Genomic DNA, 24523 nt, shown 5'->3' on the forward strand with positions numbered 1-24523 from the left:
ACGTGCGCTCACCGCCTGCTCAGCGTCAACGTCCCTTCGGTCTTGAGCACGCGATCGGCGGTGATCTTCTCGGCCCTGCGAGCCTCGCGCTCAAGGTAACGCTGCTTGGAGTCCTCGAACTTCTCGCAAGCCTCCTCGAGTTCCTTGATCAGCACGGCGAGGTCGTCGCGCATCCACGCTCCCTCGCCGGTGAAGTCTTCGCGCTCGAAAATCTGCCACTTCCGCAACACCGGCATGACCACCTCGTCAAGGTGGATCCGCGGGTCATAGACGCCGCCGACGGCGATGATCACGGCCTTGCGGCGGAACTCCGGCACCGTGAAGCCGGGCATCTTGAAGTTCCGCAGAATCCGGTGCACCGACTTGATCGCCTGGTTGGGCGCAATGTCGAGTCCGGCCGCGCTGACGTCCCGGTAGAAGATCATGTGCAGGTTCTCGTCGTGCGACACCCGGGCCATCAACTGCTCTGCGATCGGGTCGTTGCTGGCCTTACCGGTGTTGCGGTGGGAGACGCGGGTCGCCAATTCTTGGAACGAGACATACATCACCGAGTCGAACACACTCTCAGCAAACATATCACCCTGGTGGTTCTGGCCCGGGCTGAAGCCCCGAGTCATTTGCTCCATACGCAGCTTCTCCAGCTCGACCGGGTCGACAGCCCGGGTTACCACCAGGTAGTCGCGCAGCGCGGTGCTGTGCCGGTTCTCTTCGGCGGTCCATCGGTTGACCCACTGCCCCCACGGACCATCCATGCTGAAGTTCATCGCGATCTCGCGGTGGTACGACGGTAAGTTGTCCTCCGTCAACAGATTCTGCACCATCGCCACCTGGGCCACATCGGTGAGCTGGCTCTGTCCAGGCTCCCATGCCTGCCCGTCGAGGGCATAGAAATTCTTGCCGTCCGACCACGGAATGTAGTCGTGCGGGTTCCACTCCTTGAACATCGACAGGTGGCGGTTGAGCAGCTTCTCCACCTCAGGCTCAAGCTCATGGAGTAGCTGTAGGTTGGTCATTTCCTTCGGCATAAGACGTCTCCCAGCTATGTGTGCCGTGCAGTAACAGTGAATATATCTGTGAACCTCGGTTACATGCAAGTCAGACACGCGGGAGCGGAGTGATCAATCCGAGGTTGCCGTCGTAGCGCGGGTAGAGCAGATTGCCGCGTCCGGTTGCCGGGTCGGTGAAAAACAGCAGGTGAAGCCGGTGCTCACGGGCACGGTGCACTGCTGCGTCTTCGGTGAGACACGCCGTCTGCCGGGAGTTCACGATCAGCGGTACCGCCGGTCCGGACGCACTCGACGACCATGCCCATCCCGGCGGATACACATGCCGCTGCCGAGCCAGTCGCAGTCCCGACGGGCCGGCCCGGTACACCACCGCGTCCTCGCCCGTCTCGACGTCGGTGAACAAGTGCGCGTCGTAGTCCATGGCATCCATCACCGCCACTGCCTCCAGCGGCGTCGTGCGCTGCAGCACGACCGATTTGCGCCGCACCACGACGGCCTCGCCGGCTATGGTCATCAGCCGACGGGTCGGATCGGGCCAGGGACGAGGTCGCCACTGCTCGTACATCCGCACGATATGGCGATCCAGCCGCAGCAACGCCGGTGTCAGGTCGTCGACGCCACTCGTGACCGCGAGCACCCGCGCCGGAAGTTCGCCCACCCGCAGGCCCCGCAGGTTCACCTGCATGACCATTGGCCCGCGGCCACAGGCTCCGGTTTTCAGGCGAACCCGAGCACCTCCGGTGATCTCGTGATGGGCCAGCACCCGCCCCACCGAACGCGCCACGTACTCGCCTTGCGAAGCCGACACCCGTGGGCCGGAAAGCACTGTGACATAGGGGAATTCTCGCACCGACCACGGCTTGAGCGCGTACACGCCGCAGCGACCCCGCTTTCTTCTTCGGCCCGAACAGCAGTCGAACTGATCGCTTGATTCGAAGCGTCCCCGGCCGCCTCACGGTCCGCTAGGGCCGAAAGTCCCTGTGAAGATGTGCTGCTGATCACCGCGCAGGTGGATCCGTCCGGTCGAACCGGACTCCGGCGCCGGCTACCGACGTTCAACCAGGTACGGCGCCAACGCAGAAAGCTTCTCGCAGGTCTCTTCGAATTCCCGCTCGGGTTGCGAGGCCTCGATGATCCCGGCGCCGGCTTGCAGCCACGTGCGCCCGTCCCGTTCGTAGGCCGCCCGCAACGTCAGCGCGGCATCGAGGCCGCCGTCTGCGGAGAACATGACGACCGAACCCGAATACAATCCCCGCGGACCTTCGTCGAGACGCAAGATGGCTTCGACCCCGGCTGCTTTGGGAATTCCTGACGCCGTCACGGCAGGAAAAAGTGCTTCCAGAGCATCCATCCGATCGCTCGCTGGGTCTAGGCGCGCACTGATCGTTGAGCCGAGGTGTTGCACACTCCCGCGCTCGCGCACCGTCATGAAATCGGTTACGGCCGCGGTTCCCGGTTTCGCGATCTGGGCAATCTCCCGAAATGACGTGCGCACCGAAATAGCGTGCTCAACAATCTCTTTGGCGTTGGACTCCAGGTCGCGGCGAGCCTGCAGGTCGTCTGCGATGCCCCGGCCCAGCGCACGGGTTCCGGCCAGTGGCTCGGTGACCACGGCGCCGTCGGGCTGAACGGACATGACAAGTTCGGGGCTAAAGCCAAGCGCCCGAATTCCGCCAAGCTGCAACATGAACGATCGCACCGGAGTGTTGTGCCGACGCGCCAGTCGATAGGTCGACGGGAAGTCAAGCTCGAAAGGCACGTCGACACAACGGGATAGGATCACCTTGCGATACCGGCCGGCCAAGATCTCGCGGCGGGCCGTGGCCACCCGGTCGCGGTAGCCGGACGGGTCGGCGGCCAAGTCGACGGCGCGGGACCGCGGCGCGCCGCCTATCCCGTCGCGCAGCAACCGGTGCACCGCCTGGCGGTGGTGCGCCACGGCCCCGATGAAGCAAATCTCGGTCCTGGTCATCACGATTCGGCTACCGGGACAAAATACCCGGGCCAACGGCGTGCGGGGCGCCAGCCGCTGCGCCAGCCCGTATCGGTAGATACCGAATTCGAAGGCGATCCAGCCGAAGACTTGGTCGGTCTGCAACAGCAGCCGGTCGATGGCTTCGCCCAGTACCGGCGCCGGCCGCCCCGACCAGGCTTGCCGGCGGCTGGTGCCGTTGTGGATCACGCGCAGCTCATCGCTGTCCAGCTCCACCATCGCCTGCACGCCCAAGGCCAGGACCCAGTGCCCGTCGTATTCGTAGAGCAGGTACTGCTCGCCGGGCGTCCCGCAGAGGGCGGCGGCCAACTCGGCCGCAAGATCAGCCGGCTCAAGGTGGGCCGGCATCGGAATCGACACTTCAGCGGTACTGGCAGTACTGATCGCGATGCTCCCCTCCACAGCATTGGTAAATGTAGCCTAACCTACTAAATGCCTTTCGCTACCTTGCCGCGGAGATGCCATCCGTACCAGGGCTCACCGTGAGTCAATCGCTGTGGGGACCTCCCTTATGGCATCATCGGGCCGGAGTGACGCCACCCGGCCGGGCCAGGCTTCCGTCTTCCTCCGCAGGCTGCCGCCACGTGGCGGTCGTTCCCGGCGGCTCGCCAACGCTCACGCCCGACACAGAAAACACCAAACGTTTACCAATCGTTTACTTGTCGGCCACATAACGACAGATTGCTGTGCGCGCGACTCTCCTAGCATCACTGCCTAACCGGCCGTGTGTCCGCCGGCGACAGTCGTATGCCCACCCGCAGGCAAGCACGAGGAGGGACCAGCACATGTTCGTGATCCATCTCGCGGACGGCGAAGAAGTCCATGGTGAAAGCGAGGAGCTCTCGATCAACCAGGACACCGGCGTGCTTACGGTATGCAAGGTCGACGGCTTCGAGGAGACCACGACGCACTACTCGCCCATTGCGTGGCGGACGGTGACCCACCGCAAGCGGGACATCGGCGTCCGGCCGTCACTGATTTCTTCCGCGCGCTGACGACCCGAGCCGGATTTCACAGCAGATTGGCAGCTGATTCACATTGAACTCACGCCGTTAGCGCGCTGACAGCGCACTGCCAGCACAATTGGCACCGCGGACTGCCACACGGCAGTACCGGGGGTGGCCGGGTGCCTGAAAATACCGCGAACCCAGGTATTTTGCGCGCGTTGCGAGTAGCGGTCCGGCCGCAGCCTCGCTAAATTCTCAGCGTTGTCTTGGGGTGTTCCCGGTCGCTCCGCTGAAGGTGGTTGCTTCCTGGATCGCGGCACGAAGCATGGGAGGCGCCAATGCTGCACGAGTTCTGGCAGAATTTCACCCACAACCTTTTCAAACCACTGCTGCTGTTTTTCTACTTCGGGTTCTTGATCCCGATCCTCAAGGTACGGTTCGAGTTCCCCTACGTGATCTACCAGGGCCTCACAATGTACCTGCTGCTGGCCATCGGCTGGCATGGCGGTGAAGAACTCGCCAAGATCAAAGCGTCCAGCGTCGGCACGATCGTCGGATTCATGGTCGTCGGCTTTGTGCTGAACTTTCTCATCGGCGGTCTGGCTTATCTGCTGCTAAGCCGCCTGAGTTCGATGCGGCGAGTCGACCGAGCGACCGTCGCCGGCTACTACGGGTCGGATTCCGCGGGGACCTTCGCCACCTGCGTCGCGGTGCTTACCAGCGTCGGCATCGCCTTCAACGCCTACATGCCGGTGATGTTGGCTGTCATGGAGATTCCCGGCTGCCTGGTGGCGCTCTACCTGGTGGCACGCCTGCGGCACCGGGGAATGGACGAGGCCGGGTACATGCCCGACGAGCCGGGTTATACCCCCCCGGCCAAATTCTCACTCGGGCCGGGAACCGCGGCGCGGCCGGCCCGCGGGGAAACCCTCGAGGCCACCAACGACCGCGGAATCGAGCAGGAGTTGGAGCTCTCGCTGGAAAGGCAGGAGCACCCGGATTGGGAGGACGCCGGGGATGGCAGCCGCAAGGCATCCCTGTTCTCGCGTGAGCTGCTGCAAGAAGTCTTCCTCAACCCTGGTCTGTGCCTGCTGCTGGGCGGCATCGTCATCGGACTCATCAGCGGACTGCAAGGAGAGAAAGTCGTCCACGACGACGACACCTTCTTCGTCACGGCCTTCCAGGGCGTACTGGCGCTTTTCCTGCTCGAGATGGGCATGACGGCATCCCGCAAGCTCAAGGACCTGAGGACGGCGGGTCGGGGGTTCATCTTCTTCGGCCTGTTGGCGCCGAACCTCTTCGCGACGCTGGGAATCCTGGTCGCCCACAGCTACGCCTACCTGACCAATAGCGACTTCAAGCCGGGCACCTACGTGTTGTTCGCGGTACTGTGCGGTGCGGCGTCCTACATCGCCGTTCCGGCGGTGCAGCGACTCGCGATCCCCGAGGCTAGTCCGACGTTGCCGCTAGCCGCATCACTGGGTTTGACGTTCTCCTACAACGTCACGATCGGGATCCCGCTCTATATCGAGGTCGCCCGCATGGTCGGGCAGTGGTTCCATACCACCGCGTGACCGCGGATCACCCCAGCAGCGTGCGCACCACGGCGTCGGCCAGCAATCGCCCCCGGTCCGTCAGGACCAACCGATCACCCTCGGTTGCCAGCAACCCGTCGGCCAGCACCCCTTCGGCACGCTCGCGTTCGGCGGAATCGAGCCGACTCATCGGCAATCCCTGACGCAACCGGATTTTCAGCAGCACGTCTTCGGTGTGGCGCGTGTCCGCGCCGAGCTGCTCGAAGCCCGCCACCGGCAGCGTCGCACCCGCCAGCAGCTCCGCGTATGCGTTGGGATGTTTGACATTCCACCATCGGGTCGCGCCGACGTAACCGTGCGCACCGGGTCCGGCGCCCCACCATTGACCGCCGCCCCAGTACCCGAGGTTGTGCCGGCACTCGCCGCCCGGCCGGGCCCAGTTGGACACCTCGTACCACGACAGGCCGGCCGCGCTCAGCGCCACGTCGGCCAACCCGTAGCGGCGGGCGAGCACGTCGTCGTCCGGGACTGTGAGCTCACCGCGCCGGACGCGCCGGGCCAGCGCCGTTCCCTCCTCGACGACCAGGGCGTAGGCCGACACGTGGTCGACACCGGCGTGGATCGCGGCGTCCACCGAACGCAGCAGATCGTCGTCGGACTCTCCGGGGGTGCCGTAGATCAGGTCGAGGTTGACGTGTTCGAAGCCTGCATCCATCGCCTCGCGCGCGGCGGCCGCGGCCCGCCCGGGCGAGTGGACGCGGTCCAGGGTGGCCAGCACCCGCGGCGCTACCGATTGCATGCCCAGCGATACCCGCGTATATCCGGCGGCCCGGATCGCGTCGAAGAACTCCGGCCAGGTGGACTCGGGATTGGCCTCGGTCGTGATCTCGGCATCGGGCTCCAGCGAAAAACAGTCGCGGACCATGCGAAGCAACGTCGCCAGTCGCTCACCGCCCAGCAGCGACGGTGTCCCGCCGCCCACGAATACCGTGTTCAGCGTGGGTGCGTCGAGCCGTGCTGCCGCCAACTCGAGTTCGGTGCGCAGTGCCAGCAGCCAGGCGTCGGGATTGACGCCGCCCAGCTCGGCCGGGGTGTAGGTGTTGAAGTCGCAATATCCGCAGCGGGTCACGCAGAAGGGGACATGCACGTACAACCCGAACGGCTGTCCGGGACTGCGCAGCATCCCAGGTAGCTCCACCGGTCGCTCGCGAAGAGTCATGCCAAATCTTCGCACGGCGTGCCGGTGTGCCGCGCCGCCTACCCGGTGCCCGTCAGACCGGGCTGGCCCAGCAACGACCCGCCAGTGCCGCCCAGGCCCCCGTTACCGTTGGGTGGGCCCAGGCCGCCGTTACCACCGTTGCCGCCGTTGCCGATCACGACGGCGTCGCCACCGCGGCCGCCGTCGCCCCCAGTCGCGCCCGGTGCGCCCTGACCACCGGCACCACCGGCGCCGCCGTTGCCGATCAACCCGGCCTTACCGCCGAAACCGCCGATGCCGCCGGTGCCCACCGAGGTGAATCCACCCTGTCCGCCGGCTCCGCCGGAGCCGATGAGTGTGCCGCCATTGCCGCCGGCTCCACCCGCTGCGCCGGAGGTCGGCGTGCTGGCCAGCGAAATCCCGCCGGCTCCGCCGGCGCCCCCATTGCCGAACAGTCCACCGGCTCCACCGGCCCCGCCGGCGCCACCGGCGTTGCCGAATCCGCCGGCGCCGCCGGCGCCGCCAAAGCCCCCTACTGCGCCACCGTTTCCGCCCGACCCGCCGGCGCCGCCGTCGAGTGAGCCCTGACCGCCGATTCCGCCGATCCCACCGATACCGAATAGCCCAGCCTTGCCGCCGGCTCCGCCACCGCCGCCGGAGCCGAGGGGGTTGTTGACTCCGCCACCTCCACCCGCGCCACCTGCGCCCCCGGCACCGACCAGGATGCCTCCGGCTCCGCCAGCTCCACCCGCGCCGGCGGTTGGGCCGCTCGCTAATCCGCCGACTCCGCCGTGGCCGCCGATGCCGACCAGGCCCCCGGCCCCGCCCATCCCGCCGGCACCGCCGTTGCCGCCACCATCTCCAAATCCGCCGGCTCCGCCGGCTCCACCAACCCCGCCCAGGACGCCGGCACTGCCGCCCGCGCCGCCGATCCCGGCTTTGCCCACGCCGGCTCCGCCCACACCGCCGTCGCCACCGATGCCGACCAGCCCGCGGGACCCGCCGGCTCCACCATCACCACCGTTGACGGTTTGACCTGTGCCACCATCGCCGCCGGGCCCGCCGAGCCCGCCGAGCAACCCGGCGTTACCGCCGCCCCCGCCCTGCCCACCACTGAGTCCTCCGAAACCACCTGCCCCGCCGACACCACCGGCACCCAGAAATCCTCCGGAGCCGCCAGCACCGCCGCCGCCGCCGTTGGCCTGTCCGGAGAATCCGCCGGAGCCGCCGGCACCGCCGCCGCCGAAAAGTCCCGCAGTACCGCCCGCGCCGCCCGCGCCGCCGTCGAAAATTATTGAGAGCCCGCCGTTTCCGCCCGCGCCCCCGGAGCCAAACAACCCGCCGGCACCGCCGGACCCGCCCTTGCCACCGTTTGTGGTCACACCCAGTCCACCGTTACCGCCCGCGCCACCGTTGCCGAATAACCCGGCGGGCCCGCCATTACCGCCGTTTTGGCCGGTTCCGCCAGAGCCACCCGCACCGCCATTTCCGATCAAGACGCCGCCGGGCCCGCCATTTGCCCCGGTCCCGGGGGCTCCGTCGGCGCCGTTGCCGATCAACGGGCGCCCCAGCACCGCCAAGGCGGGTGCGTTGATCGCATTCAGCAAGCCCTGTGCGGCATTGGCGGCCTCGGCGCTGGCATAGGAGCCCGCACTCGCGGCGAGATTCTGGACAATCTGGTCATGAAATGCCGACGCTTGGGCAGCAAGCGCCTGATATGCCCGCCCATGTGCTGCGAACACGGCTGCAATGCCCGCCGACACCTCATCGGAACCGGCGCTCAACACCGACGTGGTGGGGGCGGCCGCGGTCTGGGCCGCCGCATCGAGCGCCGAACCGATCCTTGCGAAATCTGTTGCCGCCGCGTCCACAATCTCGGGCAACGTCGTGACAAACGACACCCATACCTCCCGAGGGCTCGTCACGAGTTAGCCACCCGACGGCACCATCGCTGTCCGCCGCTGAGCGTCCGGTACGAGCGATTATTGACTGCGCGAGCAACCCGACGCAGGGGTTCGGCCAATTTGGAAACCGCCCCACGAACACCGCTCAGTCGTCGGTGTTACCCGGACAACCGCCGCTTGACGCCATCAGCGCCGTCAGGATGTGCGTCAGGGAACCTACCGGCCCATCACCACGGCTACATGAGCTGCATCGTGGCCATGCGCCCGGCCCCTGAGTCGTCATGATTCTCTCGCCCACTTCGATCTGCCCGTCGGGGCTGGTGGCCGACGGCAAGCCGGCTCCCCCGTTGCCCTCCCACGTCGGCTGGCTGATCTGCAAACCACCGTAAAAACCGTTGCCGGTGTCGGCCGCCCAATTGCCGCCGGACTCACATTGCGCGATGGCTTCCCAATTGACGCTATCGGCATGCGAGCTGCCCGGCGACACGGCGGGCCCCAAGATCCACACGGCACCCGCGGCGGCCGCCACGGCGGTGACCCTCCGTGCAACCGCGCCTGCGCTGCGGCCCGCGCACGTCGCCGGTGTCCCGAAACTCATAACAGCTGTACCTTTCTTGCCATCCAACGACCGTTGAGCTTCACCATCGTCATCTTGATGCGGACGTGGTCCAGTTGAGACCGCGAACTGTCTCGGTTACTTATCGACTCGTCGACGAACATCAAGACGACAACCTTGTCCGGCGTAGCCGACTTCACTGCGGCCGCCACCACCGAGCCGCGCGTATGAACCTGGCGTTCAACCAGCTCCTGGCGGAACTGCTGACTGGATTTGCGGTATGAGTCGTTGAATTCACCGGTCGAGCCGTCCATGATGTCGGCGAAACGGGCGTCGACTGTTTCCGAATCAAGGTTGGTCAGCTTGAGGACGTAGTTCTGGGCCGCGCCGAGCGCCTCCATGGCAGCGTCATCCTTCTGGTGCTGCTGAAACAGCACCCAACCGCCGAAAACCAGCCCACCCAACGCCGCAACGACGGCCACCGCAACCACGTCAAGCCAACGATGGTTGGGCCTGGCCGAACCTGCGGCACCGGCCGCATCGCCATACCGGCTGGCTCTCACCGCCGATACGCCGTCGTGGGCACCCGGCGTTGCCGCTGAACCCTGGCCGGCGAACGTATCGGCCCGACGGGCACCATATTTGGACCCAGACCACTTGCTAGACCACATTGTTCACCTAAGGCTTCCCCTGTCACGCTGCTAGCTACGACGGATCATCGGTGGGTCAGGAGCTAGGAGCCCCTAATCCGGAAACGAAGGCGACAATATTTTCTTAGTGCAATAGTTTCTATCGCAGCCAAATAACGTTTTGGTGGCGATCACCGGGTCGACCTCGCGACGAGGGCACCAGCAACCACGCGCCTCCCCCGATCGGCCGGGATTGAACCTGTGTTTTGCTCACGGTGAGAACAAATCGGACCTGGTCGCGCGGCCGGCTATGGGCCATGGCAGAATGTCGGCGTGACCGTCGCCCATTCGACCCCGCGTCTTGCGCTGGTAATGCGTCGGCACATCGACCTCAAGCGCGTCTGCAGCTGTTGCTGTCGGTCTTGATGTCGTAGACCCAGCCCACCTGCACTTCAGCTGGCCACCGGATCTGCGCCTCCCCGTAAGCATCGGTGGTTTCCGCGCGCCAAGGTCGGCACTGTTCGCGAAGGAGAACGGCCCAATGACCACAACCCGTCCCGCCAAGCCCCGCAATGAGGGCCAATGGGCGCTGGGCAATCACGAGCCGCTCAACGCCAATGAGGAGATGAAGAAGGCCGGCAACCCGCTCGACGTCCGGCAACGTATCGAAAACAGCTACGCCCAAGGCGGATTCGACAGTATCGACAAGGACGACCTGCGCGGCCGGTTCCGGTGGTGGGGCCTGTACACCCAACGTGAACAGGGCTACGACGGCTCCTGGACCGGCGACGAGAACATCGAGAAGCTCGAGGCCAAGTACTTCATGATGCGGGTTCGCTGCGACGGCGGCGCGATCTCGGCGGCGGCGCTGCGCACGCTCGGCCAGATTTCGATCGAATTCGCCCGGGACACCGCCGACATCTCCGATCGGGAGAACCTCCAATACCACTGGATTGACGTGGAAAACGTCCCCGAAATCTGGCGGCGGCTGGACGCGGTGGGGCTACAGACGGCCGAGGCATGCGGCGACTGCCCCCGGGTCATCCTGGGTTCTCCGCTGGCTGGTGAATCACTGGACGAGGTGCTCGACCCGACCTGGGCGATCGATGAAATCGTGCGCCGCTACATCGGCAAGCCCGACTTCGCCGACTTACCGCGCAAGTACAAGACCGCCATCTCGGGCCTGCAGGACGTCGCGCACGAAATCAACGATGTCGCGTTCGTCGGCGTCAACCATCCCGAACACGGGCCGGGACTGGACCTTTGGGTCGGCGGCGGGCTGTCCACCAACCCGATGCTGGCCCAGCGGGTCGGTGCCTGGGTACCCCTGGAAGAGGTGCCCGAAGTGTGGGCGGCGGTGACGTCGGTGTTCCGTGACTACGGCTACCGAAGGCTGCGCTCCAAGGCGCGACTCAAGTTCCTGATCAAGGACTGGGGTATCGAGAAATTCCGGCAGGTGCTCGAAAGCGAATACCTCAAGCGTCCCCTCATCGACGGTCCGGCCCCCGAGCCGATCAAGCATCCGATCGACCACGTCGGGGTGCAACGGCTCAAGAACGGCCGCAACGCCGTCGGAGTCGCGCCCATCGCCGGACGGGTATCCGGCACCATATTGTCGGCGGTGGCGGAGCTGGCCGAGCGAGCCGGGTCGGACCGGATCCGGTTCACGCCGTATCAGAAGCTGGTCATCCTCGACATACCCGACGCCTTGCTCGACGCCACGGTCGCCGGCCTGGAGGCGCTGGGTCTGCAGTCCAGTCCGTCGCGCTGGCGCCGTAATCTGATGGCGTGCAGCGGAATTGAGTTCTGTAAACTGTCCTTCGCCGAAACCCGGGTCCGTGCACAGTCATTGGCGCCCGAACTGGAGCGCCGGCTGGAAGACATCAACTCAGCGCTTGACGTACCGGTCACGGTCAACATCAACGGTTGCCCGAACTCGTGTGCGCGAATCCAAGTCGCCGACATCGGGTTCAAAGGGCAGATGGTCGACGACGGTCATGGCGGCTCGGTGGAGGGCTTCCAGGTGCACCTGGGCGGAAGCCTCGGCCTGGACAGTGGTTTCGGCCGCAAACTGCGTCAGCACAAGGTCACCAGCGACGAGCTGGGCGACTACATCGAGCGGGTGGTGCGCAACTTCATCAAACATCGGGCCGACGGCGAACGCTTCGCCCAGTGGGCGATTCGGGCCGAGGAGGACGACCTGCGATGACCTCCTCCACAACCAAACCGACCGAACCGGAGCTGCGGGAGTTGGCGGCCCGCGCTGCAGCCGAACTCGACGGCGCCAGCGCCACCGAACTGCTGCGGTGGACCGATGAAACCTTCGGCGGCGTCAACGGACCGCGCGGATGGGCGACCTGCAACTATGTGGTCGCTTCCAATATGGCCGACGCCGTGCTGGTCGATCTGTCCGCCAAGGTGCGGCCGGGCGTGCCGGTGATTTTCCTGGACACCGGCTACCACTTCGCGGAGACCATCGGCACCCGCGATGCGATCGAGTCCGTCTACGACGTCCGGGTGCTCAACGTCAGGCCCGAGCACACGGTCGGCGAACAAGACGAATTGCTGGGCAAGGACCTGTTCGCCCGCGACCCGAGCGAGTGCTGCCGGCTGCGTAAAGTCGTCCCGCTGAGCAAGACCCTTCGGGGCTATTCGGCCTGGGTGACCGGACTGCGCCGGGTCGAGGCACCGACGCGTGCCAACGCCCCGCTGATCAGCTTCGACGAAGCGTTCAAACTGGTGAAGGTCAATCCGCTGGCTGCATGGACCGATCAAGACCTGCAGGACTACATCACCGAACACGACGTACTGGTCAATCCCCTTGTGTACGAAGGCTATCCGTCAATCGGCTGTGCCCCATGCACCGCCAAGCCGATCGACGGCGCCGACCCGCGCAGCGGCCGCTGGCAAGGACTGGCCAAGACCGAATGCGGGCTGCACGCATCGTGACGACACTCGTCCTGACCGCGCACGGCAGCGCGGATCCCCGGTCGGCGGCCAATGCGCGGGCAGTGGCGGACCGCCTGGCTCGCCTGCGGCGGGGCCTTGACGTACAGGTAGCGTTCTGCGAACACAATCCGCCAAGCCTGGCCGAGGTGCTCCGGGAGTGTCCCGCCGACGCCATCGTCACTCCCCTGCTGCTGGCCGACGCGTACCACGCCGGCGTCGACATCCCCCGCCAGATCGCCGGCTCGGCTGCCTCACGGCGCACCAACACGGTCCGGCAGGCCGGTGTGCTCGGCGAGGACGACCGGTTGGTGACGGTGTTGCACCAGCGGCTGGCGGAGCTCGGAACTTCGCGCCGCGATGACGCCCTCGGTGTGCTGGTGGTGGCAATAGGATCGTCGAGCGCGTCGGCCAACGCCCGCACCGCGGCGGTAGCGTCGAAGCTGGCCGCCGGCACCCGATGGGCCGGGGCCACGACCGCCTTCGCCACCGCGCCCGCTTCGCTGCCCGTCGCCGTCGACGCGTTGCTCGCCCGCGGCGCCCGCCGGCTGGCGATCGCGTCGTGGTTTCTCGCGCCGGGCGTGCTGACCGACCGGATGCACAGCTACGCGGATCGCGCCGGCATTCCGATCACAGCGCCTTTGGGTGCACACCGTCTGGTTGCCGAGACGGTCCTGGATCGCTTCGATCGGGCGGCGGCCGAACGCATCGCCGCCTGACGCCGGGCAACGCTGCAGACAGCAGCTCGCCGTAGGACTGGAATCGACCAATGCCGGTCGAGGCTCGAGTTCAGCCGCCAGCCCGCCGGAGTCTGATTGCTACGCTGAATACGCTGGCGCTCAACAGGATTCGGTGTCCCACCGGCCGACAGTGGGGGCACTTGCCGGTCTGCGTCAGTGCCGGGGCCGCCCCTGGGCCATCGCGGCCCGCAACATTGCCCGCTAAATGTGACCGGGTTCCGACGGGAAGTGCATCTCGGGCATCTGTGGTGCGTCGATGTGCGGGGCCTCGGGCAGCTGTGGCGCGTCGACGCGCGGGGCCTCCGGCGGTGGGGCGGCGACGATCGGTGGGGCCACGGGCTCCAGGGGCTTGGGAGCATACGGACCCCCGGCACACACCCCATCGCCGGGCATCCGGGCGCACTGCGGATCGTCGGGGCCGGTGGGGGGACCCTGATAATACGGGCCACCGTGGCATATCGGGGACAACGGCATCTGGACGCATCGCGGATCATTTGGGCCGGTGGGAGCGTCCCCGTCGGACGGATCGCCTGGGTTGGGATCGTCGAGCAGAACCGGCGAGGCGAACGTGCTACCCGATCCGGGCATGGCGTTCGCCGGAACCGTCGCACCCGCCACGGGCATTACGACAAGCGCCGCAGCCACTGCAATGGTCGTCACTGTGCTGCGGACAGCCGAAGCCACTATCCCGTTCATCGATCACTCCTTATGTTGCGGACCCAACCGGCGGCGTTGCCGTTGGCATCTGTTGACGCGGCATGGCGACGCGTTACGCCGCAGATCCGACCAATCGATAGTACATCTAATTAGATCGCCCGGGGCCCGGTGCTGTGGCTGGGAAACCGGTCGCCGGCGAATTCCGACGGCGAATACATCGGTTCTGCAACTCCCCTGTTGCACCGCGGCCGTCGTGGTTCTGGCCCGGATCACCTTGGGAATGACGGAGATTCATGAAGGCGTCGGCAGCGGGGCAATCCGATGAGGCGCTGGATCTTTCGGCCGTGGCGGCAGAGGGTGTGAGGTTTCCCACGGTTGGCGGTGGGTTGCCATCTACAGCAACCGGGCCCAAGCCGACGTCGATGCCACACGCCACCGCAGACGAGTCGAGCGGTAGGGCGCCAATGACGCCCGCCCTTGCCGCCAACCCGCGGCTCACCGGGTACCGCATGGCCCGTGTGACATCACTTCGACCGGGTACCCACCCGTGACCTGGTTGCCAGTTACCATGCCCGAGCCGCGAGGGAGGCCACAAACCCATGACCGCTCTGCCCCCCGATCCCGATCCAGCGAGAACCCCGGCCCTCGAACCCGGCGGAGCTGTCATGCCCGGCTTCACGCCGCCGGACTCGGCGCAAACTTCGGGACTGTCGGAGCCCCAACCCCGGCCCCGGCGAAGAGTCACCCCTGCGGCGGTCGTCGGCCTCGTCGCCGTCGCGCTGCTGGTGCTGCTGTTCGTGATGGTGGCACTGGGGCTTGCCCTGCACTTGCATTAGTCGCTACCGGGCCGCGACCGACCCCGGGTGAGCACCTCCGGACATGTCCGAGCACCGCCAGCCGCCGTGATGGGCGGAACTGCGCGCGAGTGCCGGCCGACGGCCGCGTGGTTAGACCGGCAGTTCCGAACAATCGCCTGGCCGAGTTAGGCAACTATGGTTGACAGTATCACTTTCTGGCTTCTACTATTTCTATAGTCAACTACATATGACATTCCGAAGACTACGAGCGGTCGCCTCGATCCGAGGATGCCGCCGAGCCGCCAGCCGCCGCTCGAATCCACAGCCACGCAACCGAAAGTATCGGGCTACAGACGTTTTCAGCTAGAAAAACCGACCTCGATCGTGAGGTTCACCCGCGGAAGGGAGCTTCACCCGAACAACGATTCGCACCCTCTCGACGGGGCTTCGGTGCGTCACCGGCCGCTGACCAACGGCTGGGCAGGATCTCAGCCACGCCATCCGCCCATCCGGATCGACACCACTGGTCGGCGAGCGCGTAATGACGCCACCTGAGCAAACCCACTATCCACTGTTTCTGGGAATGAAAGGCATTAACAGTGAGCAAGAAACTGGTCATCGTCGGCGCCGGGATCGGCGGACTCAGCGTGATCAACGAGATCCGCCGATCCGCAACGCCGGTAACGGATCTGGACATCACCATCATCGATGAAGACTTTTCGCACTTCCTTGGATTCACCTTGCCGTGGGTCATGCGGGGATGGCGCGACGAGGACAGCATCCCGATCCGCCCCACCGCTGAAGCGTTGTCCGGGATCACCACCATCACCGCCAGGGTCACCGGTGTGGATCCCGATGCCAAGACCGTCACATTGGCCGACAACTCCGAAATTGGTTATGACGCACTCGTCCTCGCAGCCGGATCACGCATCGCTATCGAGATGATTCCCGGATTGCCGGAAGCGGTCGACAGCGGCTCGGCCGTCCACTATTACGCCACAGCAGCGGCTGCGTCCGCACACCGCGCGCTGTCGGCATTCGCCGGAGGCAAGCTGGTGTTCCTGATCACCTCGCAGCCCTACCGATGCCCGGTTGCCCCTTACGAGGGGGCGCTCTTGGCGGCGGACTTGTTGCGTGAGAAAGGAACCCGCGCCGCGACTCAGGTCGCGATATATACCCCGGAGCAGCAACCGATGCCTTCGGCGGGTCCTTACGCCGGTCCCGAACTCGTCCGCCTGCTGAATCGCGAAGGCATCGACGTCTATTGCGAACAGACCGTCGAACGCATCGATCCAGACGGCCGGACAATACATTTCCAGGATGGCCAGAGCGTCGATTTCGATCTGCTGGTGTTCATTCCGCCGCATCAGCCCGCGATCACCCTCGGTCAACCGGGGTGGATCGCGGTCGACTCCGTCACCATGCAGACACCATATTCGGGGATATGGGCGGTCGGTGACATCACGGCGATCACCTGCCCGTGGGGTAAGCCCCTGCCGAAAGCGGCGATCTTCGCGAAGAACGGCGCAGCAGCCGCCGCCACCAATGTGCTGAACTACCTGGGCCAGACCGACGACAGTGCCACTCTGTCCGGTCGCGGGTACTGCTACATCGACACCGGTGCACGCCACTCCGCCATGGGCAGTGGCGACTTTTTCGCTTTGCCCGATCCCGGGATTCACCTCACCCCGCCGTCGGGTGAACTGCACCACGACAAGCACGACGAGGAACGAGACTGGCGGGCGATGTGGGAACGTCGGTGGGCCGGAGTAACCGGGATCACACCGACGTCAGCGTGGCCTGATCCGTGTCGGCCCCGCCGACTCCGTCATCGCCTGGACCCGTGATGTCGTGGGGAATGGGCGGCACCCGGGTGGCGCGCACATAGACGGTGTCGCCCTCCCGTAGGGCCAGTGCCTCGGCGTCACCACGGGTGATCTGGGCGGTGAAAGCGCCTCCGGTTGCCGCACTGGTCAACTCGACCCGAACCTCGAAGCCCAGCACCACCACCCGGTTCACGGTGGCACGGGCGACACCGGTGGACTCCGCGGTACCGTCGGCGGCGGCAACGGCCATCTCCGGTGTCCGGCCGACTCGGATGTCATGCGGGCGGACCAAGGCGCCGTTGAGCATGGAAACCGCCCCCAGGAAGGACATGACGAACGCGTTCGCCGGGGCGTCGTAGACGTCGGTCGGCGATCCGACCTGTTCGATACGGCCCTCGTTGAGCACGGCGATCCGATCGGCCACATCCAGGGCCTCGGCCTGGTCATGGGTGACCAGCACCGTGGTGACGTGCACCTCGTCGTGCAGGCGCCGCAGCCAGCTGCGAAGGTCCTCACGGACCTTGGCGTCCAGGGCACCGAACGGTTCGTCGAGCAGCAACACCTCCGGGTCGACGGCAAGCGCGCGGGCCAGTGCCATCCGCTGACGCTGACCGCCGGAAAGCTGATGGGGATAACGGCCGTGAAATCCGCTCAGGCCCACCACCTCCAGTAGGTGGTCGACCTTCTCCCTGACCTCGGCCCTGGGCCGCTTGCGGATCTTCAACCCGTAGGCGACGTTGTCGCGAACCGTCAGGTGCTTGAAGGCGGCGTAGTGCTGAAAGACGAATCCGATGCCCCGCCGCTGCGGCGGCACCCCGGTCACGTCGCGCCCGTTGATCGTGACGGAGCCGGCGTCCGGTCGGTCAAGACCGGCGATGGTGCGCAACAGCGTCGATTTTCCGGAGCCGCTGGGGCCCAGCAACGCCGTCAGCGAACCGGCGGGAACCACGAAGTCCACGTGGTCCAGGGCAACGAAGTCGCCATAGCGCTTGGCGGCGTTGCGCACGACGATGGCGTAGCCGTTGCGGCCCTCAGTCATGGCTGTGGTCATCTCGGCGTCTCCTCGTCAGGCCTGGCCGGCCGCTCGTGCCCGGCGGGCGTCCAGTGCCACCTGGACGATCAACACCACCACCGCGACGGCCATCAGCAGGGTCGACAGCGCGTAGGCCCCGTACTCGGCGCCACGGTTGTAGCGGTCCGAGACCAGCAACGTCAGCGTTTGGGACGTGCCCGGAAGGTTCGACGACACGATCAGGACCGCACCATATTCGCCGAGCGTGCGGGCAACGGTCAATACGATGCCGTAGGTCAGGCCCCACCGGATGGACGGCAGCGTGATCCGCCAAAATGTCTGCCACCAACCGGAACCCAATGTCGCGGCCGCCTGCTCCTGGTCGGTGCCCAACTCGTGCAACACCGGTTCGACTTCGCGCACCACGAATGGCAGCGTGACGAACATGCTGGCGAGGACAATGCCGGGCAGGCCGAAGATGATCTTCAACCCCAAGTCCTTCTCGACGAAGCCCAGCGCACCGGCGGATCCCCACAGCAGGATCAACGCCACACCCACGATTACCGGTGAGACCGCGAACGGCAGGTCGATGATCGCCTGTAGTACACCCTTACCCCGAAATCGACTGCGGGCGAGCATTAATGCCGCCGGGATCCCGAACAGCACGTTCAATGGCACCACGATACCCACCACCAGCAGCGACAGATTCAGTGCCGATATCGCCGCCGGCGTGCTGATCCAGGCATAGAACTGGCCGAGGCCGGGTTCGAAGGTCCGCCAGAGAATCACCGCCACCGGAACCACCAGCAGCACGGTGACATACCCGAGCGCGATGCATCGCACCAGGTAACGGACGGCGGGCGAGGGCGTCATGCAACAATCTCCTCCCGCCGGGCCGCACGCGTACCGGCGACACGCAGCAGCACCAACACCACAAAAGAAATCGTCAGCAGCACAATGGATATCGCGGCTGCGCCGGTGCGGTCGTCGTTCTCGATCAAGGTGCGGATCCATTGCGACGACACCTCGGTCTTGCCCGGCACCGCGCCACCGATCAGCACGACCGAGCCGTATTCACCGATGGCCCGCGAAAACGCAAGGCCCGCACCGGATAGCAACGCCGGCATCAGCGAAGGCAACACCACGGAGGTGAAGATCTTGGGGCCGGACGCGCCCAGCGACGCCGCCGCCTCCTCGGCCTCACGATCGACTTCCAGCAGCACCGGCTGAACTGCGCGCACCACGAACGGCAAGGTGACAAACGCCAGCGCCACGCCCACCCCCCACGCGGTGTGTTGCAGATGAAGACCCACCGGACTGGTGGGGCCGTAAAGGGCCAGCATCACCAGGCTGGCCACGATGGTGGGCAGCGCGAAGGGCAGATCGATGATCGCATCGACCAGCCGTTTGCCGACGAAATCGTCGCGCACCAGCACCCAGGCGATCAGCAGGCCGAACACCGTGTTGACGACAGTGACCGCCGCGGAAATGCTGAGCGTCACCCGCAGCGAGTCCAGCGCGGCGCGCGACGTGACCGACAGCCAAAAGGCCTGCCAGCCGCGGCCGGACGCTTGCCAGGCGATGGCGGCCAACGGCAGCAGCACGATGATCGACAACCACACCACCGACACTCCGACCCGAAGCGAAGTGTCGCCGCACCGGCCGCGGAGATCTGGTGCGCTGTCGCCGGTGGCCGCAGCGACCCCGACGACGGGTGAAACCGGCTCCGAAACCGGCTCCGAAACCGGCGGGGTCGGCGCGGTCATCCGGTGGCCTGCATATAGATCATGGTGATGCTGCCGGTGCCCTTGTCGAACAACTTCGGATCCACGATGTCCCAGCCGCCCAGGTCGGCGATTGTCCACAGTTTCACCGGCACCGGGAACTGCTCGTGAAAGTCGGCGGCCACCGCGGGATCGACGGGCCGGAAACCGGACTGCGCCCACAGTTTCTGTGCCGCCGCGGTGTACTGGAAGTTCTTGAATGCCGTCGCGGCGGCAAGGTGGGAACCGCTGGTGACCACCGCGAGCGGGTTTTCGATCTTGAACGTCTGTGACGGGGTGATGTGCTGGACCGCCTTGCCCTGCCGTTCGGTGGCGATGGCCTCGTTCTCGTAGCTGATCAGCACATCGCCGCTGCCCTGGACAAAGACATCGGTGGCTTCCCGTCCCGATCCCGGACGCAATTTGACGTGTTCGCGCACCAGGGTGCTGACGTAGTCGATCCCCGCCTGGTTGTTCCGGCCGCCCTCACTTTTGACCGCATACGGAGCCAGCAAGTTCCACCGGGCCGAACCCGAACTCAGCGGGCTGGGCGTGATCACCTCCACGCCGGGCCGCAACAGGTCGTCCCAATCCTTGATGTTCTTGGGATTGCCGGCGCGCACCACCAGCGTCACCACCGAACCAAAGGGAATGCCCTTGGTGGCGTCGGCATTCCAGTCCTTGGAAACCTTGCCGGCCTTGACCAAGCGGGTGATGTCCGGTTCGACCGAGAAGTTCACCAGATCGGCCGGCTTGCCGTCGACGACACCGCGGGACTGGTCCCCGGAGGCCCCGTACGACGTGATCACCTGCACGTCCTTGCCTTCCTCGGAGGCGTTGAACGCCGGGATCACCGCGCGCCAGCCGGGTTCCGGGGCGGAGTAAGCGACCAGGGTGATGCTGGAATGCGCGCCGGCGGGCCCGCCGCCGCCGACGACGTCGCTGGGACCACCGTGACACGCCGCGAGGACACCGACGACCAGCGTGAGCGCCACCGGGCGGGCAACGGCATGCCGCCACGGGGTCTTCCGCGTCTGTGGCATTGGTGGCCTTCCGGGGTGCGGGAGTGGTACGCGTCGGTCCCGTAGCTGCGGAAAGGCGATCGGTCACTAACCGGAGAACTTCACCAACTCCACGCCAGACCGCGCACGGGGGAGTCAGCGACAACAGTGCACGTCGACGGCGGCGCAGATCGCCACAGCCGCAACCACACAGCCGGGCGCGCCATCAGAGCGCCCCGGGTGACCGGCTACCGCGTGCATGCCGGGAAGCCTAACAGAATCGGCCGCAGTCCCAGGGCGAGCACGCCGCCCTCACCGCGTCAGCAACCACATGGCGATCACCAGCACCACAAGCGCGACCAGGACCAGCGTGACGTGCGACCGCGGCATCGGCTTACTCGGGTGCTTCGTCGGAGTGGCGGATTCGCCGCATCACTTTGATGCCCTTGCCGAGCAGGGTATCGAGCACCGCCGCGGCGATGTATGCGAGGCCCAGCACCACCGGCATCACAGCCAAGGCCTGCAGCGCGAACGGAAGACCGGAAAGCCACAGCTCGACGCCGTCCCACCAATTCAGGAATCCGTTCACTGAACACACCCTATTCGGCACGGCAGTCGAAGCCAATGTGCCACGATCCGCCTAAGATCAGGCGTGCTCCAGCAGTCGGACAAAACCACGTGTCTGGTCGCCGGCGGTGGGCCGGCAGGCATGATGCTCGGTTTGTTGTTGGCCCGCGCCGGCGTCGACGTCACGGTGATGGAAAAGCACGCCGACTTCCTGCGCGACTTCCGCGGCGACACGGTGCATGCCAGCACCTTGCGGCTGCTCGACGAACTGGGGCTGGGATCGCGGTTCGCCCGGATCCCACATCGCCTCATCGACACCATCCGGATGGAATTGCAGGGCCGACCGGTCGAGGTGGACCTGACCCGCCTGCCCGGCCCCCATCAGCACATCGCTTTGGTGCCGCAGTGGGATCTGCTGGAGTTGCTGGCCACTGCCGCGCAGGCGGAGCCCACTTTTCGGTTGCTGCGCAGCACCGAGGTGACCGGGCTGCTACGCGGCGACGACGGCCGACGGGTCCTCGGTGTCGAATACCGTGACCCGTCCGGCGAAACCAAGCACATGCGAGCCGAACTGACCGTGGCCTGCGACGGCCGGGGGTCAACAGTGCGTTCGGCCCTGGGCCTGCGACCTCGAGCCTTCGGCGCGCCGATGGACGTGTGGTGGCTTCGGTTGCCCCGCCGGGCCGACGATCCGAGCGGGCTTGCCGGCGTCTTCAACGCCGGGCACGGCACGATCACCATCGACCGGGGTGACTACTACCAGATCGCTCACATCATCCCGAAGGGAAGCGATACCACAATGCGCTCACAGGGCATTGGGGCTCTGCACCGCACGCTGGTGCGCACGGTGCCCTGGCTCGCCGACCGCATCGACACATTGAGTTCGTTCGACGACGTGAAACTGCTTGATGTGCAACTGAATCGGCTGCGGCGCTGGTATTCCGACGGAGTACTGTGCATCGGCGACGCCGCACACGCGATGTCGCCCGTCGGGGGCATCGGAATCAATCTGGCAGTAGCCGACGCGGTTGCCGCCGCGCGCATCCTGGCCGGACCGCTGCGCGCCGGGCGGGTGTCGACCCGCCGGCTGGCGCGGGTACAGACGCGCCGCTGGGCACCAACCGCGTTTCTGCAAGCGCTCCAACGGGCCATCCATGCCCGCGTGGTCGCGGTCGCAATGACCGACGCCGACCCGGCGCCGTCGCGGGCGGTCCAGCTGGTGGGAAGGTCACGGCCGCTGCGGCGGGTGCTCGCCTATCTGGTCGCGATCGGTCCGCTACCCGAGCACGCGCCCGACTACGCGCGGCGCGGCGGCTAAATCGCGGCACCTGGATAACAGGGCAGCCGAAGTGGTGGACGCGAAGTAGGTCGACAGTTGATGATGACCGCATGGTCCTGCACGCCGAACCCGCAGACGAGGCCGCCGAGGTCGCTGAAGCCGCCCAGGTCTCTCACGTCACCGACATTCCAGCGTTCCAGGCAGCACCCGTCCCGTCCGTCAAGTCCGACGCGAAGGGCATTTTCACGTCCAGCTCATCGCTGCGCAATCCGTTTCCACCCATTGCCGATTACGCCTTCCTGTCCGACTGGGAGACGACCTGCCTGATCTCGCCGGCGGGATCGGTGGAGTGGATGTGTGTGCCCCGGCCGGACTCCCCGAGCGTGTTCGGCGCGATCCTGGACCGCAGCGCGGGCCATTTCCGGCTGGGTCCTTACGGCGTTTCGGTGCCCTCGGCACGCCGCTATCTGCCCGGCAGCCTGATCATGGAGACCACGTGGCAGACCCACACCGGCTGGCTGATCGTGCGCGACGCGTTGGTGATGGGGCCGTGGCACGACATCGAGCGACGATCGCGCACCCACCGGCGCACCCCGATGGACTGGGACGCCGAGCACATCCTGCTGCGCACGGTGCGCTGCGTCAGCGGCACGGTCGAGCTGATGATGAGTTGCGAGCCGGCGTTCGACTACCACCGTCTGGGCGCCACCTGGGAATACTCGGCCAACGCGTACAGTGAGGCGATCGCCCGGGCCAGCCAGCAACCCGACGCCCACCCGACGCTGCAGCTGACCACCAATCTGCGGATCGGGCTGGAGGGCCGCGAAGCCCGCGCCCGCACCCGGATGAAGGAGGGCGACGACGTGTTCGTCGCCCTGAGCTGGACCAAGCACCCGGCGCCGCAAACCTACGAAGAGGCCGCCGAGAAGATGTGGCAAACGACCGAGTGCTGGCGGCAGTGGATCAACATCGGCAACTTCCCCGACCACCCGTGGCGGGCGTACCTGCAGCGCAGCGCACTCACTCTGAAAGGGTTGACGTACTCGCCCACCGGCGCGCTGCTGGCCGCCAGCACCACGTCACTGCCGGAAACACCGCACGGCGAACGCAACTGGGATTACCGCTACGCCTGGGTCCGCGACTCGACGTTCGCGCTGTGGGGGCTCTACACCCTGGGACTGGACCGCGAAGCCGACGACTTCTTCGCCTTCATCGCCGACGTGTCCGGCGCCAACAACAACGAGCGCCATCCGCTGCAGGTGATGTACGGCGTGGGCGGCGAGCGCAGCCTGGTCGAAGAGGAGCTGCACCACCTGTCCGGCTACGACCACGCGCGTCCGGTCCGGATCGGCAACGGCGCCTACAACCAGCAGCAGCATGACATCTGGGGCTCGATTCTGGACTCGTTCTACCTGCACTGCAAGTCTCGTGAGCAGGTCCCGGAGACGTTGTGGCCGGTGCTCAAGCGCCAGGTCGAGGAAGCGATCAAGCACTGGCGCGAACCCGACCGCGGCATCTGGGAAGTGCGCGGGGAACCGCAGCACTTCACCTCGTCGAAGGTGATGTGCTGGGTGGCGCTGGATCGCGGCGCCAAGCTGGCCGCGCGGCAGGGCGAAAAAAGCTATGCCCAGCAATGGCGCCGGATCGCCGAGGAGATCAAGGCGGACATCCTCGAGCACGGCGTAGACTCCCGCGGCGTGCTGACCCAGCGCTACGGCAGCGACGCCCTGGACGCGTCGCTGCTGCTGGCGGTGCTGACCCGGTTCCTGCCGCCCGACGACCCGCGGGTGCGTAACACCGTGCTGGCCATCGCCGACGAACTGACCGAGGAAGGCCTGGTGCTGCGGTATCGGGTGCACGAGACCGACGACGGCCTGTCCGGGGAGGAAGGCACGTTCACCATCTGCTCGTTCTGGCTGGTGTCAGCGCTGGTCGAGATCGGCGAAGTGGCGCGGGCCAAACGGCTGTGCGAGAAGCTGCTGTCCTACGCCAGCCCGTTGCACCTCTACGCCGAGGAGATCGAGCCGCGCACCGGGCGTCAGCTGGGCAACTTCCCGCAGGCGTTCACCCACCTGGCGCTGATCAACGCGGTGGTCCATGTGATCCGCGCCGAGGAAGAAGCCGACGGCTCGGGGATGTTCCAGCCGGCCAACGCGCCCATGTAGT

Annotated in this window: 21 protein-coding genes and 3 pseudogenes; 10 read left to right on the forward strand and 14 right to left on the reverse strand. The window is 66.2% G+C overall.

All coding sequences use genetic code 11. The features are described 5' to 3' along the window. Positions 1-8: 8 nt before the first annotated feature. The 3 genes from EET10_RS18720 to EET10_RS18730 form a co-directional block, all read right to left on the reverse strand. Positions 9-1025 (reverse strand): acyl-ACP desaturase, encoded by a 1017-nt coding sequence (locus EET10_RS18720; RefSeq protein WP_036399912.1) that lies wholly within the window; start codon positions 1023-1025, stop codon positions 9-11. A 70-nt stretch (positions 1026-1095) separates the two neighbouring features. Then, a complete protein-coding gene (locus EET10_RS18725; protein ID WP_036399915.1) occupies positions 1096-1881 on the reverse strand; it encodes a sigma 54 modulation/S30EA ribosomal C-terminal domain-containing protein in 786 nt (261 codons plus the stop codon). Between the two features lie 171 nt (positions 1882-2052). Beyond that, on the reverse strand, positions 2053-3348 hold the full coding sequence (locus tag EET10_RS18730) for a salicylate synthase (protein WP_051490336.1): 1296 nt from the start codon (positions 3346-3348) through the stop codon (positions 2053-2055). Positions 3349-3785: 437 nt separating this feature from the next. Here EET10_RS18730 and EET10_RS18735 point away from each other — a divergent pair, with 437 nt between their 5' ends. Beyond that, complete coding sequence (locus EET10_RS18735) at positions 3786-3995, forward strand: hypothetical protein (RefSeq protein WP_023365698.1); 210 nt, start codon at positions 3786-3788, stop codon at positions 3993-3995. 290 nt (positions 3996-4285) lie between these two features. Continuing rightward, complete coding sequence (locus EET10_RS18740; protein ID WP_063467090.1) at positions 4286-5521, forward strand: sodium-dependent bicarbonate transport family permease; 1236 nt, start codon at positions 4286-4288, stop codon at positions 5519-5521. A gap of 7 nt (positions 5522-5528) precedes the next feature. Here the strand turns inward: EET10_RS18740 and hemW are convergent, their stop codons facing one another. The 5 genes and pseudogenes from hemW to EET10_RS18760 form a co-directional block, all read right to left on the reverse strand. Then, on the reverse strand, positions 5529-6701 hold the full coding sequence (gene hemW / locus EET10_RS18745; RefSeq protein ID WP_063467089.1) for a radical SAM family heme chaperone HemW: 1173 nt from the start codon (positions 6699-6701) through the stop codon (positions 5529-5531). Positions 6702-7102: 401 nt separating this feature from the next. Next, positions 7103-7210: pseudogene (locus tag EET10_RS32375) on the reverse strand (hypothetical protein); the annotation flags it as partial. Between the two features lie 876 nt (positions 7211-8086). After that, a pseudogene (locus EET10_RS32380) lies at positions 8087-8605 on the reverse strand (PE family protein); the annotation flags it as partial. A gap of 124 nt (positions 8606-8729) precedes the next feature. Beyond that, on the reverse strand, positions 8730-9182 hold the full coding sequence (locus tag EET10_RS18755; RefSeq protein WP_036399926.1) for a transglycosylase family protein: 453 nt from the start codon (positions 9180-9182) through the stop codon (positions 8730-8732). After that, a complete protein-coding gene (locus tag EET10_RS18760; protein WP_244602011.1) occupies positions 9179-9622 on the reverse strand; it encodes a hypothetical protein in 444 nt (147 codons plus the stop codon). Before EET10_RS18760 ends, EET10_RS18755 begins: the two co-directional genes overlap by 4 nt. Before the next feature lie 519 nt (positions 9623-10141). On the opposite strand from EET10_RS18760, the gene EET10_RS32385 reads away from it, so the two are divergent. From EET10_RS32385 to EET10_RS18775, 4 genes are all read left to right on the forward strand, one after another. Then, the gene (locus tag EET10_RS32385; protein ID WP_423793605.1) at positions 10142-10195 is read left to right on the forward strand and encodes a hypothetical protein; all 54 of its coding nucleotides are present in this window, start codon (positions 10142-10144) and stop codon (positions 10193-10195) included. A 115-nt stretch (positions 10196-10310) separates the two neighbouring features. Continuing rightward, complete coding sequence (locus tag EET10_RS18765) at positions 10311-11978, forward strand: nitrite/sulfite reductase (RefSeq protein WP_063468651.1); 1668 nt, start codon at positions 10311-10313, stop codon at positions 11976-11978. Beyond that, on the forward strand, positions 11975-12718 hold the full coding sequence (locus tag EET10_RS18770; protein ID WP_122502396.1) for a phosphoadenylyl-sulfate reductase: 744 nt from the start codon (positions 11975-11977) through the stop codon (positions 12716-12718). The genes EET10_RS18765 and EET10_RS18770 overlap by 4 nt, the downstream gene beginning before the upstream one ends. Next, the gene (locus tag EET10_RS18775; RefSeq protein ID WP_246013658.1) at positions 12697-13434 is read left to right on the forward strand and encodes a sirohydrochlorin chelatase; all 738 of its coding nucleotides are present in this window, start codon (positions 12697-12699) and stop codon (positions 13432-13434) included. The genes EET10_RS18770 and EET10_RS18775 overlap by 22 nt, the downstream gene beginning before the upstream one ends. Before the next feature lie 222 nt (positions 13435-13656). Here EET10_RS18775 and EET10_RS18780 read toward each other — a convergent pair whose 3' ends face one another. Further along, entirely contained in the window at positions 13657-14151 is a 495-nt protein-coding gene (locus EET10_RS18780) for a hypothetical protein (protein ID WP_136622977.1), read from the reverse strand. A gap of 560 nt (positions 14152-14711) precedes the next feature. On the opposite strand from EET10_RS18780, the gene EET10_RS18785 reads away from it, so the two are divergent. Both EET10_RS18785 and EET10_RS18790 read left to right on the forward strand, forming a co-directional pair. Beyond that, positions 14712-14948 carry a DUF6480 family protein gene (locus EET10_RS18785; RefSeq protein ID WP_122502398.1) on the forward strand — a complete coding sequence of 79 codons (237 nt, stop codon included), beginning with the start codon at positions 14712-14714 and terminating at the stop codon, positions 14946-14948. Between the two features lie 560 nt (positions 14949-15508). Then, a pseudogene (locus tag EET10_RS18790) lies at positions 15509-16669 on the forward strand (NAD(P)/FAD-dependent oxidoreductase); the annotation flags it as partial. A gap of 19 nt (positions 16670-16688) precedes the next feature. Here EET10_RS18790 and EET10_RS18795 read toward each other — a convergent pair. The 5 genes from EET10_RS18795 to EET10_RS18815 form a co-directional block, all read right to left on the reverse strand. Next, the gene (locus EET10_RS18795; protein ID WP_244602013.1) at positions 16689-17774 is read right to left on the reverse strand and encodes a sulfate/molybdate ABC transporter ATP-binding protein; all 1086 of its coding nucleotides are present in this window, start codon (positions 17772-17774) and stop codon (positions 16689-16691) included. A 27-nt stretch (positions 17775-17801) separates the two neighbouring features. Further along, positions 17802-18620: a sulfate ABC transporter permease subunit CysW gene (gene cysW / locus EET10_RS18800; protein ID WP_036400631.1), complete on the reverse strand. Its 819-nt coding sequence runs from the start codon at positions 18618-18620 to the stop codon at positions 17802-17804. Further along, positions 18617-19513 (reverse strand): sulfate ABC transporter permease subunit CysT, encoded by an 897-nt coding sequence (gene cysT / locus EET10_RS18805; protein WP_063468654.1) that lies wholly within the window; start codon positions 19511-19513, stop codon positions 18617-18619. Before cysT ends, cysW begins: the two co-directional genes overlap by 4 nt. Next, positions 19510-20553 carry a sulfate ABC transporter substrate-binding protein gene (locus tag EET10_RS18810; protein ID WP_036399941.1) on the reverse strand — a complete coding sequence of 348 codons (1044 nt, stop codon included), beginning with the start codon at positions 20551-20553 and terminating at the stop codon, positions 19510-19512. Before EET10_RS18810 ends, cysT begins: the two co-directional genes overlap by 4 nt. A 352-nt stretch (positions 20554-20905) precedes the next feature. Beyond that, on the reverse strand, positions 20906-21109 hold the full coding sequence (locus EET10_RS18815) for a hypothetical protein (RefSeq protein WP_244602014.1): 204 nt from the start codon (positions 21107-21109) through the stop codon (positions 20906-20908). A 54-nt stretch (positions 21110-21163) separates the two neighbouring features. On the opposite strand from EET10_RS18815, the gene EET10_RS18820 reads away from it, so the two are divergent. Continuing rightward, a complete protein-coding gene (locus EET10_RS18820) occupies positions 21164-22396 on the forward strand; it encodes an FAD-dependent oxidoreductase (protein WP_036399947.1) in 1233 nt (410 codons plus the stop codon). Between the two features lie 71 nt (positions 22397-22467). Next, on the forward strand, positions 22468-24522 hold the full coding sequence (locus tag EET10_RS18825) for a glycoside hydrolase family 15 protein (RefSeq protein ID WP_036399950.1): 2055 nt from the start codon (positions 22468-22470) through the stop codon (positions 24520-24522). Position 24523: the final 1 nt, after the last annotated feature.

The sequence above is a fragment of the Mycobacterium pseudokansasii genome, from assembly GCF_900566075.1.
Lineage (GTDB): Bacteria > Actinomycetota > Actinomycetes > Mycobacteriales > Mycobacteriaceae > Mycobacterium > Mycobacterium pseudokansasii.